Genomic DNA, 18,490 nt, shown 5'->3' on the forward strand with positions numbered 1-18,490 from the left:
ACTTACCGTCATGCTGGCCCCCAAAACGTTACTGAACTGGATGTTACTGGCTTGTACGGTGGGATTGGTTAAAGTGGCTTGGCTGCCATCTAAATATGAAGATGTTAAATATTGTGTAGTTGAATCTGTGCCATTAAATTCATAAACCCTAAAATAATAGGTTGTACTAGGTTTCAGACCATAAATGGTAATATTATTTTGTCCGGTTCCTTCAGCAACTACATACTCTCCTGGTAAAATTTGGTTACCAGCACCAAAAACACCAGGTGTATAATCGGCACCATCAGTAGGGATTGCGGTTACTACGCTTCCTTCTTTTGCTATTATAATGCGTTTTGCACCATCACCTTTGGTAAAATTTATTATTAAACTATTACCATTAATGGAGGAAGTGTTAAAGTTTGTTGAAGGCGTTGTTGGAGCCTGGGCTATAACCCAAATAGGTGAAGCCATAAAGAATAGTATAGCCAGGGCTTTTTTAAATTGAGTAAAAGTTTTCATAATAGTGTTGATTAATAGCGTTTTTATTTTGTTTATTCGAATATTAAAAGTTCATTATTTTATAGTCGTTGGTGTTTAATCGGTTTACTGGTTTTGTGTTTTAGTATTGTGGTACAGTTCTAAAATAATAAATGGCGTCATTTGGCATGGAGGAAATAATGGTATGCTTATGGTTTTTAAACCAAGTTATTTCATAACCGCGTTCGTGATTTAATTTGTAATTGCCAATCACTTCGGCTTTAACAAGGTTCCATCCTTTTTTAAAATTCAGGTTATAATTTACATTTGTTTTAACCTGGATAGTATTGGTCCCCTCTTTTTGCACATTACCTTCCCAGTTTTCATCAGCGTTTAAGGAAAAATCAGCAGCAGCGTAAGCCCAGTATAGCAAATAGCCCTCATCTCCTGAATCTAAAAGACCGTCATAAAGAAGGTTTTTAGTTACCCTTACCGAATTTCCGATGGTTAAATTCCCAAGTCGTTGGCCATCTCTAATGATTGCTAAACTTGTCCTTGACGTAAAACCAACATCTGCATTGGTAAATTGCAAAGACGACATTTCGCGTATATCAAAAAAGGGAGTGTAAAAAGCAGGGATTTTTTTAAAGGACAAACTTGTTTCCACCTCTTTTGGGAAATTGAATATAATGTTGCCATCTGCCAGTATGGTTTCAATTTTAAGATAATTGGGTTTTCTGTCATCTCTATATTGGAGTGAAATATCGGCAGGGCCACCTTCCCAATTTGGCAATTTATTATTTTTGCTTACTGTTGTTGTTTCCATAAAATTTTTCCAATACCAATCGTCTTGGTCGGTATTTTTTTGAAGCGTTTTTTTTTCTTCAGGGCTACGTTTTTTTTCTTCAGCTTCCTGTTTGCTGTTCGATTCTTCAATTTGCTGCATCATCTCTTTCATTTGAGGTAAGTTCATCATACTATCCTGAATGCGCCTGATCTTTGCCATGTCTTGAGGAGTTTGGGCCTGAACAAAACACATTACAAATACCAATAACATGGTTGCGATTAAAAATTTGGTTTTCATATTAGAGTTTTATAAATTCCACACGTCGGTTATTTGCTTTACCTTCCGGCGTATTATTTTCTGCAACTGGAACAGATTCTCCCTTTCCTGTTGTTTGCATCCGTGCTTCACTAATACCACTATTTATTAAAGCTTCTTTTACGGCAGCTGCCCTTTGTTCGGAAAGCCGCTGGTTATAATCGTCATTTCCATCGCTATCGGTATGGCCTTCAATATTGAAATTTAAATCAGGATGTTCTTGCATCATTCTGGCGACTTCATTGATAACACCCATAGATTCCGGTTTAATGGTCGCTTTGTTAACATCAAACAAAATACCCCTGGTTACAAACTTGCCATCTGCCATCACACGATCGTACAACGCTTTACCACCTTCGGCAATACGGATGTTCTTAATGGCGATAGTAAAATTTTCCTTTCCATAAGGATGGGTATAGCCTTCAATGGAAACTTTTTTAGGCATAAATCCCAAATTAGGGATATTAAGTGCGTGGTACTCATCGACAAATATTTTTAATGAGCGCTGGTTAAATGCAATAGCAATATGCCGCCAAACAGGTTGCTGGTCCATCATGGTAGTTTCAAAGCTTTTATATTCTTTCCTTTGGCCTTTTATTGTCCCATTAAAAAGGACACCATAACGGTACACATATATTGGTTGATAACTACCTGCTTTATCGGGTAATGTGATATAAGAATCACCATCCCAAAAACGTAGTCTATAAAGCTGGTGGTAAGAATAAACAGACACTACTTCCTGATCATAATAAGCATCAAACTCCAAGGTAAAAACTTCCGGTAAATATTCGTCGGTTTCCATTAATGGTGCAATGATACTTCCATTATCAAAATTGATGATATTTTCATTGGCAAAAGAAGCGTTTTCGACATTGCCCTTTACGAGGTCCCAGCGCGATGGGAATTCACCGTTTTCCTCGCCGACCAAATCGTCCTGAAATATAATTTTATCGCCAGGCACAAAATTATATTTGGACCAAGGTTTTAGGTCCTTACTCGTTTCACCTTCATTTAAATCTAGGCCATTCTGGTTTCCTGATGTTTCATTGCCATTGTCAGTATTGGTTTCTTTTTCATCTTTCTTTTTAACGGTTTCATCATTTTCCGGTTTCTTTTTTTTGTTGCCATCAAGAATGGTATCCATTGTTTTATCGGTTTCCTTTTCAACTTTTTTTTCCAGTTTACGTTCAACGGTCCTTTCAGCACGTTTTTTTAGTTTTTTTAATAGTTGGGCTTGGGCGTTTCCTGAAGCCAATACAAATATAAAAGCAAGGAGGAGGGTTTTGAATTTCATTGTGCCAAGATTTTTAGAATTAATATTCTGTTATCAGCTTTATTTAATGACAATTTTTTTAATACTATGTCTGTTTTCAGAATACAGCTTTATTAAATATATACCGGCTTGGAAACCACTTACATCGAGTTGGTTTTGAGTGCCAGTAGTCAAAATTTGTTTTCCGAGTAAATCAAAGATTTCAATTTTTGTAATCGTTATTTCAGACTTTATATTGATATAGTTTGATGTTGGATTGGGATATATAATTGATACAAACCCTTCTATTGTAGGGCTATTTATTCCTAAAGTTTCAGGTTCAAATTTTACGATCCAAAAATCGTGTCCTCCAATGGTGTCTCCTGCTCCTGAATCATCAGAACTGGTCTCCCCTATGGTAATATACCCATCGTCGGTAGTTTGTATGATTGACGTTATAAAATCACTTTGTGTTCCTCCCAATATCTTCTGCCATTGAAGATTTCCTGTAGTATCCAATTTTACGATCCATCCATCATAACTACCTTGGGCGTTTGTTATGTCTCCGTCATTAGATTCTGTATATCCAGATACTATATAGCCTCCATCTATGGTTTCCCGAACAGAAAAAGCTCTGTCTGTTTCGGTTCCTCCCATTGTTTTTTGCCACTCTAAATTTCCGGTAGTATCCAATTTAACTATCCAATAATCTTCTTGGCCATGATTTCCAGTAATATCACCATCATTGGAAAAGGTAAATCCCACAACAATATAACTGGCATCGGAAAGTTGTTGTACGTCCAAAGCTTCTTCAACACCAGAACCTCCAAGTCTTGAATCCCATTCTACATTACCTTGAGCATCTAATTTTAATACCCAAAAATCTGATGTATTAACTAGGTTTTCATACGGATTTGTAGAACCAACCACAATATAGCCACCATCAATAGTCTGTTTGATATTTTGGGCTTCATCAAAACTACTGTTATTGTCATACCTATAATTGTTCTGCCATTCTACATTCCCGATAGCATCCAATTTTATTACAATAGCATCTGTTTCGCTTGTGCCTATAAAAGTATAGCCAGCCAAAACATACCCTCCATCTTTTGTTTGTACTATAGAAAAAGCGCGTTGAGCATTGCCATCGCCATAGCTTTTTTGCCATTGAAGATTCCCTAAATCATCCAACTTTACAACCCAAATATCTTCACGGCCAAAACTTTCGGTTATATCTCCATCACTAGAATTGGTATGTCCTGCAACGATATAACCGTTATCAGTAGTTTGATTGATGGAAAATGCCACATCAGTAATAGAACCACCTAATGCTTTTTGCCATTGCAAGTTTCCAGAAGCATCCGTCTTTACTACCCAAAAATCTCTATTTCCATGATGATTGGTCACGTCTCCATTTGACCCAGATGCATACCCTGCCATAACATACCCTCCATCTAAAGTTTGTTCTATGGCATAAGCATAATCATCAATTGTACTTCCATAAATCTTCTGCCACGCTATTTCGGGTTGTGCAAGCGCTTTTAGAGTTATAAATAGTGCGATAAATATGTATAATTTTGTTTTCATGATATAAATGTTTTTGTAACTATTCAGGCACTTATAAAAACGAATAAATTTAGACACAGATTTCACGGATTACACGGATTTTTTATTGCTTTGAAAGGATTTTTGTAAAAATTCAATCAAATTATTGAAAGTATGACATACAGAATTATTGAAATCTGTGAAATCCGTGTCAAACTTCTAAGAGGCTGAATAGTAACATGTTTTTATTGATTAATATTATTTTACAACAATCCTTTTAGTGATCTGTCCTTTATCGGTTTCTATTTTTAATAGATATAATCCATTTTGAAAGACATCAACCCTAATGGTGCTTTTAGTTGTTGTCAGTAATAGTTTTCCCAACGTGTTATACATTTCTATGGTTTTAACAGGAGATAATGTTTTGACCGTAATAATTTCTGAAGCTGGGTTTGGAAAGATTTTTGTGTCCAAGAGTTCGTTGGATGCCACGCTTAAACTAAAAGGTATTACCTCACTGTAAAAATAGAGTGCTTTTGTGTTTTCTTTCCACCCATTGGTTGCATCCCAATTATTATATCTATAGCTTTCAATAAGATTGTCGTTCGCATCATAGACATCATTCCATTTTTGGGTGTTTCTCCAATCATCCAGCCCAATATCCCAACTTTGAAAAATCCATTGTGTAATGTGGTTATTGGTATAGGTATATTGTACACGAGAGTAATTTTGGAAAGAAGGATCAAAATAGTATAAAGTGGTGCTTGTTTCTATTTGCCCATTACCATTATATGTATAATTTACTTGTCTTGCTGGTTGCCAAGCGCCTTCTTCCCAACTAAAATCATTTATTTGCTCAAGTAGGTCATTATTATACACATATTCCCTTTTAAAAGTATTTATCCAAGTATCTGTTGCTGTATCCCATTCTTGTTGAAGAAGTTCTGTTAACACACCTCCTATAATAGTGTTAACAGTTTGCTCATCATTTACCATCTGCATTAAACCGGAGTCGTAATTTCTATTTATATAAGCTAAAGTTCTGCCATCTACATCATAAACGGTTTCAAACTCATTATTTGGAATCCAGATATCCTGGTTGTTTTGGGAGAGGTAGGAAATTCGTTTTGTTTCTCGTTGAGCATCATTGTATAAAAACTCATATTTATCTACATATAACCATGTCATTGAGCTATTATCCCATAATTGATTAACAACCGATTCTGGAGCGTTAAACCCGTTGTATGTATAAAAACCTCTAGCAACATTTAGCCAATCGTTTGTATTTGAATCCCAGGTTTGATTTGTAGAAACCGAAGGAAACCCAAGGTTATTTAGATCGATATCTGTTTGTTGGTTATTGACCCAAATACCATTGGTTTTTTTTATATGCAAATAATTAGTATAATTTGCCCCTTCATTGGCATAGGTGTAATGTTCGCGAATGGTCATTAATAAAGCCATGGCACTCTCATCCCAGTTAAAATTTTGAATGGAATCCAGTTTATATTCAGTTTGGGCACCAATGGTCTGTAACACGGTCCAACAAAAGATTAGCGCAACGGTAAACGTTTTTGTAATTTTTTTCATGATTTGTGTTTTTATGGATTAATGTTTTTTATGAGCGATTTTTAAAATCCCATCTTTATAAATTGATAGTCCTTTTTATTGATGATGGTTTCTTTTTTTTCAAGGCTTACCGCTGTCATGGTAAAGCTTTGTTTCTTTTTCTTTTTATGCTCAAAGTTCATTTCCATAAGCAGTGCATCTTCGGCAAGTACTTTTAATAAAGCAGGGTCGAAGCCTTTCGGGCCATTTTTATTATTTGAGAATGCAAAAAACGCACTAAAGTTTACAGGTGCATCCAAGGTAAAATACATGGTGCCCTTATAGTCGGCATTTTCTAACTCCATGCCATAGCTTTCATAACCCAATATGGTTTTTGTGCCAATTTCTTTAAAACTATAATTTGGTTCATTTTTTTTATCATTGTCTGGATCTGGGATTTTCATCATTTGTGCCATGTTTTGGCCGTTGGCATTCATAAACATCGTAGTAATTCCAGCTTTGGAATCCATGACCATGCTCACGTTTCCCATTTGCTTGGATTCCTTACTTGACATTTCCATACCAAAGTAATCCTTGTTAGGGCCTATGAGGTAATTCATCTCCATAGGTTCATTTTTTTCTGCTTTTATTTCGGTTTTATATTCCCAATCAAACTGATAGATTTCAGGTAATTTTGAGGCATCCAATTTGCCGGAGCCCATTAATCCGTCTGTTATTTTTTTAAGTTTACCTTGTGCCTCAATATGTGTGTTTAAGCAAAAGCAAAGCGTCGCGAGTATGATAAGTTTTGTTTTCATCTGTTTAATTATCGTTTTTCTTTTTATTGTTTTTCCAGGGTTGCAATCCTTTTTCCATTAGTTTACCAAAAGGCCCCGGCATCAGGGATTGCTCTGTGGCATCCGGTAGTTTTACGCTTACATTTTGGTAGGTGTAAACAATTCTGCCTGTAGGATGATCTTCTTTTTTAACTTCTGGGTTGATGGTGTTTATATATAATTCTGACAATCTTCCGTTGTCATCAAACTGGATATAGCTTCCCGGGTATTCAGGATCGTTATAGCTAAACTTTGTACAAGTATTTGAATTGTTGCACTTGGTTTTGGAAGGTGTATAATATGAGTCGTCTTCAAAATGGCTCGGTTTATAGATAAAAGCGAGCTCCAATATCAAGAAATTGAGAGAAATTTCTTTTTCTGCCAGGGCACTAAATGCTTCCAAATAGGGCTGTGCGGGCAGTTTATACGCTTGGGGAATCATACTGGCAGTCATAAAGCCCATCATGTCAGAAGCTGCTAATTTCATTTTTACATAACCACCCTCATTGTAAGCATAAGCATAGCCTTTGCTGTCATGGAACAACGGTTTTTTTGTTGGGTCTGGAAATTCTGTGCGCATGGCAATGGCATCGGCATCAAAATATTGCGTATGGATAACGGCTTTATTTTCATAATCATAATATAGTTTCATAACAACATCTGTTGTAAAGAAATCGCTTGCCGAATTGATGACCAATTCCTCCTCTTCGTATGATGTGGCCCTGTTCTTTGCATTGTCTGTGCTATCGAAGGATACTTCCCGGGTCTGTAATCCTTTTTCTTCGGCACGTTGTTTTAGCTTGTCCAGAAGTTGGGCTTGGGTATTTTGACCTAAAAAAAGAAAGAGTAGTGTCAATAAAATTTTGTGGTAATTTATTTGTGTTGATTTCATTTAAAGGCTGTTTTAGTTATAGGAAAAGAATGACAGCTTTGGGAATATTTTTAACAACAATGATTAAAGATATTATAAGTCTGGTGTGAAGTTTTGCCTAACTTTATGTATGGCAGGTTATTATGTGTGAACTGTAATAAAAAAGTTGTATATTAACAAAACGGTTGGTTGTAATTATTTTTTACTTATTATGATAGTTTTTAACCATACATACAATAAATTATGCAGGTAGTGTAAATTCGAGAGTAACCCTTTATAATGTGATTATCTTTGATGAATGAATATTTGAAGCATAGCAGAATGATAAGAGCCATAATTGTGGATGACGAGTTTGGTGCCGTGAAAAACCTTAAATGGGAGCTGGAGAATTTTTGTAAGGATATTGAGGTGTGCGATGCGCTCACAAATCCGGTGGAAGCTATTTCTGCCATTAATTATTTAAAACCCGATTGTGTTTTTTTGGATATTGAAATGCCAGAAATGGATGGCTTTCAACTCTTGGCAAGTTTGAAATATCGGGAATTTGATCTGATAATCACAACGGCTTTTGATAATTATGCCATAAAGGCATTTAAAGAACATGCCATAGATTATTTGTTAAAGCCTATAGATTCCGATGACCTTTCCGAAGCCGTTGAACGCGTTAGGGTCAATAAAACCAAAAATGAATTGGGTTTTGAAATACGTAAAGTGATTGAAAGCATTACACCAACCGGTGAATCGAAAAAGGTTGCCATTCCCGTAGCTGGAAAAACCATTTTTGTTGATGCAAATGATATTATCTATTGCAAATCCAGTGGCAATTATTCAGAAATATATTTTAAAGACCAAAAAACAGAAATACTTTCAAAAAAATTAAAGGAAGTTGAGGTGCTTTTCCATAACGAAACCTTTTTTAGGGTCCACAACTCTTACTTGGTCAACATAAGTTACATAAAGGAATTTATTAAAAGTGATGGCCAATATATTGTATTGGATAATGGTACCAGCATTCCTGTATCGAGAACAAAAAAACATCCGTTGATGCAAGCATTAAGTGGATAATATTTTATATTATTATTCATGCAAACTTTTTTAGAAACCCTAAAGCATCCAAATGAAAATGGAATTACAATTTTTGTTTTAGGAATCTTATTCATTCTTGGAATCTACCATTTTTTGCTCTATTTTCAACACAGGGACAAAGCCTATCTTTTTTATAGTCTCTATGTTTTTTTAATTTTTATTGGGCTATTGAATCGTCCTAACCATGGTTTTATTCAAATCCTGATACAACCAATAAAAGGGTTTTTAGATCATTTAAGTTTAAATTTCATTCTGGTCTATAATTTGGTCTATCTCATCTTTGCCTCACAATTAATAGATCTCAGATCGGAATCGTACAAATGGTATATTTTATTTAAATGGATTATCCTGGTTCTGTTTGGATATGCCATTTTGCTTGAGGTTTTGTTCCTTGTTACCGGCGATGTAAATTATGTTATCAAAGGTCATATTGGTTTTACAATTCCAGCCTATTTAGCTGCCATATTGTATTATTATCCTCTGGTTAAAGTTAAAAGTCCAATAAAATATTACCTCATAATTGGATCGCTGTTTCTGGTACTTAGTTCCATAGTTGTATCGATGATCAAGCGTGCCGGACTTACACCTGAAGAACAAGAAATTAGATACAGCATTTTTTATCTTGGATTAATCATTGAAAATATATTTTTTGCCCTCGCCCTTGGGCATAAACAAAAACGAATTCTGACCGAGAAAAATAATGCCAAGGAAGTTTTAATTCGCCAATTAAAAGCCAATGAGAAATTAAAACTTAAGATCCAAGAACAACTTAAGAAGGATATAGCCGCCATAAGTGACCAGGCCAAAGCTGATAAACTGGAGAAAATAAAATCCAAATACGACAAAGAATTGGCCGAAATGAAAGTGTCTGCATTGCGAAGCCAAATGAACCCACATTTTATTTTTAACTCGTTAAACTCCATAAAGCGCTATATTATTGATAACGAAAAAGAAAATGCAGTTTATTACTTAAACAAGTTTTCGAAATTAATCCGTAAAATATTATCGGCTTCCATGGAAAAGGAAATTTCGTTGGCTGAAGAAATTGAAACGATGGAACTTTATGTGAATATTGAAAATATACGATTTGATAATACCATACAATTTTCAATAAACGCAGATGATGAATTAAATCTTAACACCATTAAAGTTCCTTCGTTAATACTGCAACCGTTTTTGGAGAATGCAATTTGGCATGGGCTGTCATTGAAAAAAGACGATAGATCATTGGTTGTGAATTTGGAAAAAGAAGGATCGGCATTTGTAAATATACATATTATAGATAACGGTATTGGTCGCGTGAAGTCTGCTGAAATAAAATCTAAAAAGGTACACCAACCAAATTCTGTTGGTATTAAGTTAACCAAAGAACGTTTGGCCATGTTCTCTATAAAATTTAAGCATGATTATGAGTTGGAAATTATAGATTTAATGGATGATAATAATACTGCAATTGGAACCATGGTAAATTTAAAAGTACCGCTTATTTGAATAAATGATACGATTCCCTATAAATAGATGATTTTGTTGGTTTGCTTACAAATATATGAGATCCTGAAATACCCAAATGACAACGGTATTGTTATTTTTGTTTTAGGTGTGCTGTTCATTCTGACAGTCTATCATTTTTTGCTTTACTTTCAGCATAGGGATACCACCTATTTATTTTACAGTTCATATACCTTCTTAATTTTAATAAGTCATGTAGATGATGTTTCCTCCGGATTTATTTTCGAATGGATCAAGCCCATTCACTATTATATCAATGAGTTCAATATTAATATCACATGGACCTATAATTTACTTTACTTCATATTCGCATTTACCTTTATTGACCTAAAGGCCTATTCCAAAAAATGGCATAATCTTATTTTTAGGTCAGTTTATGGTATTTTCATAGCAACGGTGTTATTTGGAGTTTTATATAGAATTACCGGAGATATTCAATTTATTCGGAAAGGAGACCTAATATTTTTAGTGTCAATTTTCATATTGTCAATTGTTAGTTATGTACTACTGTTTAAAATTAAGGCCAATCTTAAATATTATATTATTATCGGGTCACTTTTCCTATTTGTTTCATCCATGACCGCTACGGTAATCTTTAAGCTAAAACTATTACCGGTAGAGAATGAATTGCGCTTTACTATATTTTATATTGGAATACTTGTTGAAAACATATTTTTCTCATTGGGATTGGGGCAAAAGCAAAAACGGATTATTCAGGAACGCAATGAATCACAAGAAAAATTGATTAAACAACTTAAAAAAAACGAAAAATTACGTGAGAAAATCCAAAAGAGACTGGAGCGTGACGTAAAAGGTTTGAGCAAACAAGCGGAAGCCGATAAATTGGAAAGCATAAAGATAAAATTTGAAAAAGAGTTGGCCGAATTGAAGGTCGAGTCTCTACGAAACCAAATGAATCCGCATTTTATTTTCAATTCCTTGAATTCCATTAAACGCTACATCATAGATAACGAAAAGGAAAATGCGGTTTATTATTTAAATAAGTTTTCCAAGTTGACCCGGCTTATCTTATCATCTTCAACTGAGCAAGTCATCTCTTTAAAAGATGAATTGGAAACCATTACGTTGTATGTGAACATTGAAAATATTAGGTTTAACAATGACATTGAATTTTTATTGGAAGTGGATGAAGCGGTGAATCAAGAACATATTCAAATACCGCCCTTAATTCTTCAGCCATTTATTGAAAACGCCATTTGGCATGGTCTTTCACTTCGTAAAACCAACAAAAAATTAAAATTGAAAATTGAAAATGAAGGCGATTCACATCTCAAAATTGATATTATTGATAATGGTATTGGAAGAAAGCGGTCAGCTGAAATAAAATCAAAAAAAATTCATAATCAAAAAGCGGTAGGCATTAAAATTACTGAAGAACGCCTGAAGAATTTCTCCAAAAATCTCAATAATGACTATAGCCTTTTAATTGGTGACCTTTATGATGATGACCATACGCCTTTAGGGACACAAATCACCCTAAAATTACCCATTGATTAATATTATTTGGATCGATTATCTGTAAGGCTTAATTTTTTATAAGACTAATAACACAATTATTTTTTTATCCCGGTTAATTCTCTATATTAGAACAATGCATACAATAATTCAGTCTTCAATTCACACGCTTAGTAAATCAAAATCACTCTTAGGGTCGCTTTCTGATGAAATTATAAGCGATCACTCAGTGTCCCCTTACTATTCAAGTATTGGTTCTCATATTCGCCATATTCTGGATTTTTATGACTGTATTTTCGGTACGAGTTTGGATAATGGGATTGATTTAACCGCAAGAAGTAGAAACAAGAAAGTAGAATCTGAGTGTAGTAGTGCCAAGCAGTATTTAGATTCTATTATTGATAAGTTAATGAAGTTTGAATGTGATATGAATGATCCTGTTGTGGTTTTTGATGATTTGGGATTAGGCAAAGTAGAAATGACATATACTTATGGGGCATTGTTTGCACAAGCCAATAGCCATACCATTCACCATTATGCTATTATGAATTATATATTGGATGCCTTAAATATTTCTATGGAAGATTCAGATTTTGGCTATAACCCCACAACCCCAAAGCAAACATCTATAAATTAATCATTCATTTTTTGAACATACTGTCCATGATGGTTTTTATTCCCTTAAAAATCAAGAATACCGCCATGGCCGAAATTAAACATCCCACAATTAGTATAGGAATGTAAAGAGGCTTGTCTTTATTGCTAAAAGCGACGTGCATGAATATGGGACCTAAAAATAGGGTCATTAAGGCAAAAACCAATATTTTTACACCTTTGAATAGTATTGTTCTATCAGTTCTATCGGTTTCCATGGCTGTAATTTTTTATTGCTAAGCGCACATTTTTATAAGTATTTAAAAGAGCCTGGGCCTTTTCTTGTGAAATATTGAGTTCAGACATGATCATTTTTGTTCCTCGATCAACCAATTTATTATTGCTCAATTGCATATCCACCATTTTATTGCCTTTTATATGGCCTAATTGAACCATGGCAGTTGTTGTAATCATATTAAGCACCATTTTTTGAGCGGTTCCTGCCTTCATTCTAGAACTACCGGTTACAAATTCAGGGCCCACAATAACTTCTATGGGGAATTTTGAAACTTGGGAAAGCGGACTGTTTTTGTTGCAAGTAATACACCCTGTAACAATATGGTTTTCATTACATTTTTCTAATGCAGATATTACATAGGGCGTTGTGCCCGATGCGGCAATACCGATAACAACATCTTTATTTGAAATTTGATAAGATTTTAAATCTTCCCAACCTTGAGTGGTTGAATCTTCGGCAAACTCTACCGCTTTTCTTATGGCGACATCGCCACCTGCTATTAATCCAATAACCAAATCGTGAGAGACCCCAAAGGTTGGTGGGCACTCTGACGCATCCAATATTCCTAAACGACCACTGGTGCCTGCTCCTAAATAAAACAAACGACCACCATCCTTAAGTTTTTTCACAACAACAGCAACTAATTTTTCAATTTCTGGTAGTGCATTTTCAACTGCTAATGGAACGGTTTTATCTTCATTGTTAATATTATACAATAATGTCTGGACATTCATCTTTTCCAGATGATCGTAATTGGAATCCTGTTCGGTGGTTTTTGTGAAATTCATCATTCAAAAATAGGAATTAATCGCCGATTTTAATCAAAAAGGACACTCTCAACTTCTAATTTTTTATCATTTATAAAGTCATAAAGCGTTAATTGTCTTAAAATATAATAATCTTGCCAAAATTTTTCAAGTGAATTTAAATATTGCAGAACTGCCCTGTCTTTTTCCTGCAAGGCAATATTTAGGTCCGTTATGGTTATTTTGTCCAAAACATATCTTTTCTGTGAGATTTCATAGCGCTTTATGGCTATTTCTTTTGCTTTTTCAGAGGTAGCTAAAAAGTCTCTTTGGTTGGACCAATTTAAAACATGTAAATAAATTTCCTGTTCAAACAATTGTTTTTCTTGGTCTATATCGTTATTGGTTAAATCTAAATCTGCTTCAGCCATTTTGCGTTTGGATTTAGACACCCCCCAATCAAATATTGGAATGGAGACCGATAAAGAAAGGTTTTGCTGTTTATTGAAGTTGGTAAAAAGATTATTGAAATCATCCCCATTTTGGGAGATTCCAAAGTTGGCGTTCAGACCTAATTGTAATTTGTTGCTTCCTTTTACACGTGCTAATTCCTGTTCTGCTTCCAATCGTTTTCTTCTAAATTCTATAACTGCTTTCCTGTTGGATTGAGCTTCTTCTATAGCTTTATCAACATTTACATCAAATAGTGGTAGTTTATCAGGTATGACTAATTCTAAATTTTCTGTATCCAATTCTAAATATCGCGCTAAATTTTGAGAGGTCCTTTTTAACTCTATAATATTGGTAGTGACATCATTTCTGGAATTCAATAATGTCAATTCTACTTGCAACAATTCGTTTTCTGCAATTTTCCCTATTTTGAACCGTCCTTTAGAAATTTGATACAGTGTGTCTTGGTTAGATAAGTTTACTTTAGCAATTTCCAGTTGCACTTGTGCTTTAAGCAATTGAAAATAGCGTTGGCAGGCATTAACGGAAATGTCTTCCATTTTTTCAACAAAATCTCTTTTTGATTCTTCATAAATTAATGGTTCAATTTTTTTATCCCATTTAAAAGGGTTGTAAAACAAGGAATTTTGAAAGTACCTTACCGAAAAAGGGATGACCGAATAACCGATGTTATCATCGAGTCCAAAAAGTTCAATGCGCTCCAAATTAGAATTTAATGAGAGCGTACCCCCTGTGTATGGGATGTTTTGTGCTATGGACAAGCCGCCTTCCAAAAGTAATTGGTCTTGATTTACAAAAATATCCTGACCGGCATCATTGGTTATTCTACGTACCGCTTTATTGTATTCGGGTAAGGTTGCGTTAAATCTTAATTGAGGCAGAAAACTAGCTTTGTAATTCCTGAAACGCCAATAATTCGATTGGTTTCTGTTTAGTGTTGTTTTATAATCGGGAGATTGTTTTTGGGCTATGGTAATGGCGTCGGCCAGTGTTACTTTTTTTGATTGCGAAAAAATGATGCATGGAAAAATTACCATTAATAATAACACTGTTTTTTTCATCTGTTTTGTTTTAGTGGTTTGATGTAGTTTCATTTAAAACGTATAATGGGTATTTGAGGGAAACTACAATTCATTTTTATATTATTCAGACCGAAGTGCTTGAATGGGTTTTTTGTTTGCAGCTGCTTTTGCCGGAAATATTCCGAATACCAATCCTACCACAACCGCAATAAAAAAGGAAAGCAATATAGAGTTTAAGGATAGTACGGTTTCTATGCCCGAAACCATTTCAATCACATAAGCACCAATAATACCAACGATAATTCCAATAATACCACCGCCAACACTAATTAATACAGATTCTGATAAAAACTGTAAAATAACATCTTCCTCAGTAGCCCCAATCGCACGTATTATTCCTATTTCTTTTGTTCTTTCTAATACCGATGCCAACATAATGTTCATAATGCCAATACCTCCAATAAGCAATGAAATACCGGCAATGATGCTTAATACGATATTGAAAATTTGTTTTGTTTTTTGTTGTTGTTTAAGGAGTTGTATAGGAATGGCGATTTCAAAATCCAATACATCATTATGCCTTCGTCTGAGCAGTTTGCTTAAAACCTCGGCAGTGGATTTTAATTCGTTTGAGTTAAAAACCTGTATGGTCAATTTATCTATTTGATGGTAGTTGCCTCTAGGGATTCTCTTTTTGGGCCCTTCATCATTACTGTTTCGAGCATCCAAATCGTCTGTTATTATTTTTCTGTCTCTATAGCGCCCTAAAAATGTTTTTATGGGGATGTAAATATCTTGGTTCAAATCTCTAATGCCCAAATCTTCTTGTGCCTTATCAGAAATTAATTTTTCTTCAATAACACCAACAACTTCTAACCAAACGTCTTTAACTTTAATTTGTTTGCCTAAAGCACTTTCGCCAGTAAACAGTTTTTTCTCGATTTTTTTGCCTATTACACATACCGGTAGTGCATTTTTAATTTGATATTCTGAGAAACTTTTACCTTTTTCAATAGTTATGTTTGAGACTTCAAAAAATGTGGGCGATACCCCAATTAACTTAACCGAATTTTGTTTCCCGTTGTTTATAACGTACGTATCAAGAATTATTTCGGGGCTTACAAGCTTAACACTTGGAATGGTTTTATTTACGCTTAAAGCATCTAATATGTCCAAGCCTTTGGAAAATTTTTTAGATTCATTGTTTGTAGCTTCCTCATCGCTTTGCTTTTCACTTTCATTTTCAATATCCGGTATGGGCGTTACTACAATATTGTTAACGCCCACTAATTCCAACTGCGATAAAATTTCTTTTTCGGCACCATTGCCAATGGCAAGCATGGTAATAACCGATGCCACTCCAAAAATAATTCCCAACGCAGTTAAAAATGTTCTTACCTTATTTGTTTTAATAAACCAAAAAGCCTCATTAAAATTGGATTTTAGTTTTTCTAAAAGTATTTTGTCTATCATGTGTTACTTTAATGGCGTTATACTTTTTTCTTCCATATCCGTAGGTGCCGTTAAGTAAACAACATCATTTTCCTTCAATCCTTTTTCAATAATCACTACTTCATTATTGGCCAACCCTAGTTCCACTTGTTTCTTTTCCACTGAATATCCAGATTTAACATACGTATAGCTAATGGAATCTTTTGAAAATATAGCTTCCAGAGGCACCATTAATACGTTGTTTTCTTGGTGCGTTAAAATCCTATTGGAGGTGGTCATACCGGGTCTAATGTTCTTGTTTTTCTCATTCAGTTTTATCAACACTTGAAAAAGTTTAATGTCCGATCCTCTTTTGTTTTCGCCTACATTCGCTACATCGGTTACAATGCCACTTATTTCAATGTCTGGAAAAGCATCAAAACCAATTTTAACTTTTAAGTCCTTTTTTATCTTTCTTATGTCAATTTCATTACTATAGGTTTTAGATTCCATTTTTGATAAATCCGGTAAACTGGCCAAGGCCGGTTCCCAAGGTGATATGGTGGCGCCCACTTTCTTTTTAGTGCCGTTCCAGTCTTTAACATAGGTTACCATACCATCATCTTCAGAGTAAACAGTAAATTCTTTCTGTAAATCGGTTAATTGTTCTATTTGTTTTTTTATTTTAGATACTTCGGTGCCAACCTCAATCATTTTAGCATTGGCCTGCCTTTTTTTAATAGAATAGTCTTCCTTTTTTTCTTTTAGATCACGCTCGAATTTTTCAATTTTGATTTCCAATTGTCTAATGGTTGCTGGGGGCTCATAAATGGAACGCTTTAGTTCCAATTGATTTTCCTCAATATTGAACAGAAGATCTTTAATGGCAGTTCGTTCTTGTTTTAAGGTAAGTGTGGTGTCAAGTTGCTGCTGTGTGTATTTTGATTCGGCACTTTCTAAATTTAGTTGCGCGTCATTAATTTTACTATTAACCTCTGAAGCATCCAATTTACCTATATAATCGCCTTTTTTCACAACAGTACCTTCTGCTACCAAATCCTGTATTTTTAGTTGGTAGATGTTAAACCGTCTGGCGTTGATGGGCCCGTTGATTTCTTTGGAGCTTGTAGATTGTGCTTCTCCGGAAATTATAACTTCGTCTAAAAAAGTACCTTTTACTACTTTGGTTGTTAATAATACGTTTTCGTTATTGCTTTGGCCGAAAAAAGAATAAACAATAATCAATAGAACGATTCCGCCAATTATTAAAGCGAGCTTTTTTTTATTCATAAAAGTAATTTTTGGTTGATGAAATTTCAATAAAAATAAACTATGTAAGATTTTATATAGTTAATATATTCTTAAAATTGTATATTTTATATTATTTATAACTAATTCTAGCTACAAATAGTATGTGAAGAGAGGCATTATTTAATGGTGTATTTAAAAATAGCCACTTCAGAAGCCCTAAAATAGCCTAATGGAAAATTGTTTGGATTTGTTTGGTTTACGCAATTGCCCCTTACCGTTGCCGGCTGCGTTTCAAAAGGGTCGCCAGATTCATTGTCCCTTTGCTGCAAAAGGATATTCATGAATTCAAAGTAACGCTTGGATATTCCGTAACCTCTTGTAATAAGTTCATCGCCAGTTTTAAGATTTTCATCTGAATGGAATGCAAATATTTGGTTGCCATCGGTAAATTCATCATTATAAACATCGATGCTCAGCAAATTTGAAGAGGTGCTTATAAACTCAAATAAGTAATAGTTTTTAATGCCTTGTGGATCGGTGTAATATGCTTTTATTTCTGTTTCCTTTCCAGAAAAGCCCGCATTGTTTTTTTGTTCAACAAAATCAATATTGGTAACGGGTGTTAAAGTTTCGGTAGCGGTATAAATCTCATCATTATAAGTAATGGTAAGGGTGTAAATATCGTTCATTATTGGCATAAAACCATCGGTTTTATACAGGCCTGAATTGCCATCTTCTATAAACTCAACCGTGTAGTTTTCTGAATTTGTTACCGTTATTTTAGCACCGTTTGCTGGCGGTACGGTTTTATCATAATATGGCGCACTTAATGTAAGTTGTATGTATTGAATATTGCCATTTGTGCCTTTAGGCCAATTCAGGGAGGCATCAATTACCAATTTTGGTTCTGTAGTTTCTAAACCTAATTGTATAACGTCTTCACAAGAACATACAAATAAGCTTATAGTTAGGATGTAAATTAGTTTTCTCATC

Annotated in this window: 17 protein-coding genes; 4 read left to right on the forward strand and 13 right to left on the reverse strand. The window is 34.4% G+C overall.

The annotated features are described in order from the left end of the window. The 7 genes from ACU1LP_RS03345 to ACU1LP_RS03375 form a co-directional block, all read right to left on the reverse strand. The coding region (locus ACU1LP_RS03345; RefSeq protein WP_445735566.1) for a hypothetical protein at positions 1-501 on the reverse strand (501 nt) is incomplete at its 3' end. Between the two features lie 100 nt (positions 502-601). After that, complete coding sequence (locus ACU1LP_RS03350; protein WP_445735567.1) at positions 602-1,543, reverse strand: hypothetical protein; 942 nt, start codon at positions 1,541-1,543, stop codon at positions 602-604. Position 1,544: 1 nt separating this feature from the next. Continuing rightward, entirely contained in the window at positions 1,545-2,855 is a 1,311-nt protein-coding gene (locus ACU1LP_RS03355; protein ID WP_445735568.1) for an OmpA family protein, read from the reverse strand. A 39-nt stretch (positions 2,856-2,894) separates the two neighbouring features. Further along, on the reverse strand, positions 2,895-4,400 hold the full coding sequence (locus ACU1LP_RS03360; RefSeq protein WP_445733424.1) for a T9SS type A sorting domain-containing protein: 1,506 nt from the start codon (positions 4,398-4,400) through the stop codon (positions 2,895-2,897). 216 nt (positions 4,401-4,616) lie between these two features. Then, a complete protein-coding gene (locus tag ACU1LP_RS03365; protein ID WP_445733425.1) occupies positions 4,617-5,948 on the reverse strand; it encodes a T9SS type A sorting domain-containing protein in 1,332 nt (443 codons plus the stop codon). 41 nt (positions 5,949-5,989) lie between these two features. Beyond that, complete coding sequence (locus tag ACU1LP_RS03370) at positions 5,990-6,724, reverse strand: hypothetical protein (protein WP_445733426.1); 735 nt, start codon at positions 6,722-6,724, stop codon at positions 5,990-5,992. A gap of 4 nt (positions 6,725-6,728) precedes the next feature. After that, complete coding sequence (locus ACU1LP_RS03375) at positions 6,729-7,634, reverse strand: hypothetical protein (RefSeq protein ID WP_445735569.1); 906 nt, start codon at positions 7,632-7,634, stop codon at positions 6,729-6,731. Positions 7,635-7,934: 300 nt separating this feature from the next. Between ACU1LP_RS03375 and ACU1LP_RS03380 the strand changes: the two genes are divergently transcribed. From ACU1LP_RS03380 to ACU1LP_RS03395, 4 genes are all read left to right on the forward strand, one after another. Further along, positions 7,935-8,678: a LytR/AlgR family response regulator transcription factor gene (locus ACU1LP_RS03380; RefSeq protein ID WP_445732091.1), complete on the forward strand. Its 744-nt coding sequence runs from the start codon at positions 7,935-7,937 to the stop codon at positions 8,676-8,678. A gap of 18 nt (positions 8,679-8,696) precedes the next feature. After that, a complete protein-coding gene (locus ACU1LP_RS03385) occupies positions 8,697-10,190 on the forward strand; it encodes a sensor histidine kinase (RefSeq protein WP_445733428.1) in 1,494 nt (497 codons plus the stop codon). A 27-nt stretch (positions 10,191-10,217) separates the two neighbouring features. Further along, positions 10,218-11,726, forward strand: a complete 1,509-nt coding sequence (locus tag ACU1LP_RS03390; protein ID WP_445732089.1) for a sensor histidine kinase — start codon at positions 10,218-10,220, stop codon at positions 11,724-11,726. 187 nt (positions 11,727-11,913) lie between these two features. Then, positions 11,914-12,321 (forward strand): hypothetical protein, encoded by a 408-nt coding sequence (locus ACU1LP_RS03395; RefSeq protein ID WP_445733429.1) that lies wholly within the window; start codon positions 11,914-11,916, stop codon positions 12,319-12,321. A 4-nt stretch (positions 12,322-12,325) separates the two neighbouring features. Here ACU1LP_RS03395 and ACU1LP_RS03400 read toward each other — a convergent pair whose 3' ends face one another. The 6 genes from ACU1LP_RS03400 to ACU1LP_RS03425 form a co-directional block, all read right to left on the reverse strand. Continuing rightward, the gene (locus ACU1LP_RS03400) at positions 12,326-12,556 is read right to left on the reverse strand and encodes a DUF6095 family protein (RefSeq protein ID WP_445732087.1); all 231 of its coding nucleotides are present in this window, start codon (positions 12,554-12,556) and stop codon (positions 12,326-12,328) included. Continuing rightward, complete coding sequence (murQ, locus tag ACU1LP_RS03405) at positions 12,543-13,364, reverse strand: N-acetylmuramic acid 6-phosphate etherase (RefSeq protein WP_445733437.1); 822 nt, start codon at positions 13,362-13,364, stop codon at positions 12,543-12,545. The genes ACU1LP_RS03400 and murQ overlap by 14 nt, the downstream gene beginning before the upstream one ends. 29 nt (positions 13,365-13,393) lie before the next feature. Then, on the reverse strand, positions 13,394-14,854 hold the full coding sequence (locus tag ACU1LP_RS03410; RefSeq protein ID WP_445732086.1) for a TolC family protein: 1,461 nt from the start codon (positions 14,852-14,854) through the stop codon (positions 13,394-13,396). A gap of 81 nt (positions 14,855-14,935) precedes the next feature. After that, positions 14,936-16,288, reverse strand: coding sequence for an ABC transporter permease (locus ACU1LP_RS03415; RefSeq protein ID WP_445732085.1), 1,353 nt, complete (start codon positions 16,286-16,288; stop codon positions 14,936-14,938). A gap of 3 nt (positions 16,289-16,291) precedes the next feature. Then, entirely contained in the window at positions 16,292-17,536 is a 1,245-nt protein-coding gene (locus ACU1LP_RS03420; protein ID WP_445732084.1) for an efflux RND transporter periplasmic adaptor subunit, read from the reverse strand. Between the two features lie 137 nt (positions 17,537-17,673). Continuing rightward, complete coding sequence (locus ACU1LP_RS03425) at positions 17,674-18,489, reverse strand: DUF4249 domain-containing protein (RefSeq protein ID WP_445733430.1); 816 nt, start codon at positions 18,487-18,489, stop codon at positions 17,674-17,676. Position 18,490: the final 1 nt, after the last annotated feature.

It is taken from the genome of Mariniflexile sp., assembly GCF_052728615.1.

What these genes read in the sequence shown, in the direction of transcription:
- ACU1LP_RS03350 (WP_445735567.1), bottom strand. Translation starts at nt 1,543, where the DNA reads ATGAAAACCAAATTTTTAATCGCAACCATGTTATTGGTATTTGTAATG.
- ACU1LP_RS03355 (WP_445735568.1), bottom strand. Translation starts at nt 2,855, where the DNA reads ATGAAATTCAAAACCCTCCTCCTTGCTTTTATATTTGTATTGGCTTCA.
- ACU1LP_RS03360 (WP_445733424.1), bottom strand. Translation starts at nt 4,400, where the DNA reads ATGAAAACAAAATTATACATATTTATCGCACTATTTATAACTCTAAAA.
- ACU1LP_RS03365 (WP_445733425.1), bottom strand. Translation starts at nt 5,948, where the DNA reads ATGAAAAAAATTACAAAAACGTTTACCGTTGCGCTAATCTTTTGTTGG.
- ACU1LP_RS03370 (WP_445733426.1), bottom strand. Translation starts at nt 6,724, where the DNA reads ATGAAAACAAAACTTATCATACTCGCGACGCTTTGCTTTTGCTTAAAC.
- ACU1LP_RS03375 (WP_445735569.1), bottom strand. Translation starts at nt 7,634, where the DNA reads ATGAAATCAACACAAATAAATTACCACAAAATTTTATTGACACTACTC.
- ACU1LP_RS03380 (WP_445732091.1), top strand. Translation starts at nt 7,935, where the DNA reads ATGATAAGAGCCATAATTGTGGATGACGAGTTTGGTGCCGTGAAAAAC.
- ACU1LP_RS03385 (WP_445733428.1), top strand. Translation starts at nt 8,697, where the DNA reads ATGCAAACTTTTTTAGAAACCCTAAAGCATCCAAATGAAAATGGAATT.
- ACU1LP_RS03390 (WP_445732089.1), top strand. Translation starts at nt 10,218, where the DNA reads ATGATTTTGTTGGTTTGCTTACAAATATATGAGATCCTGAAATACCCA.
- ACU1LP_RS03400 (WP_445732087.1), bottom strand. Translation starts at nt 12,556, where the DNA reads ATGGAAACCGATAGAACTGATAGAACAATACTATTCAAAGGTGTAAAA.
- murQ (WP_445733437.1), bottom strand. Translation starts at nt 13,364, where the DNA reads ATGAATTTCACAAAAACCACCGAACAGGATTCCAATTACGATCATCTG.
- ACU1LP_RS03410 (WP_445732086.1), bottom strand. Translation starts at nt 14,854, where the DNA reads ATGAAAAAAACAGTGTTATTATTAATGGTAATTTTTCCATGCATCATT.
- ACU1LP_RS03415 (WP_445732085.1), bottom strand. Translation starts at nt 16,288, where the DNA reads ATGATAGACAAAATACTTTTAGAAAAACTAAAATCCAATTTTAATGAG.
- ACU1LP_RS03420 (WP_445732084.1), bottom strand. Translation starts at nt 17,536, where the DNA reads ATGAATAAAAAAAAGCTCGCTTTAATAATTGGCGGAATCGTTCTATTG.
- ACU1LP_RS03425 (WP_445733430.1), bottom strand. Translation starts at nt 18,489, where the DNA reads ATGAGAAAACTAATTTACATCCTAACTATAAGCTTATTTGTATGTTCT.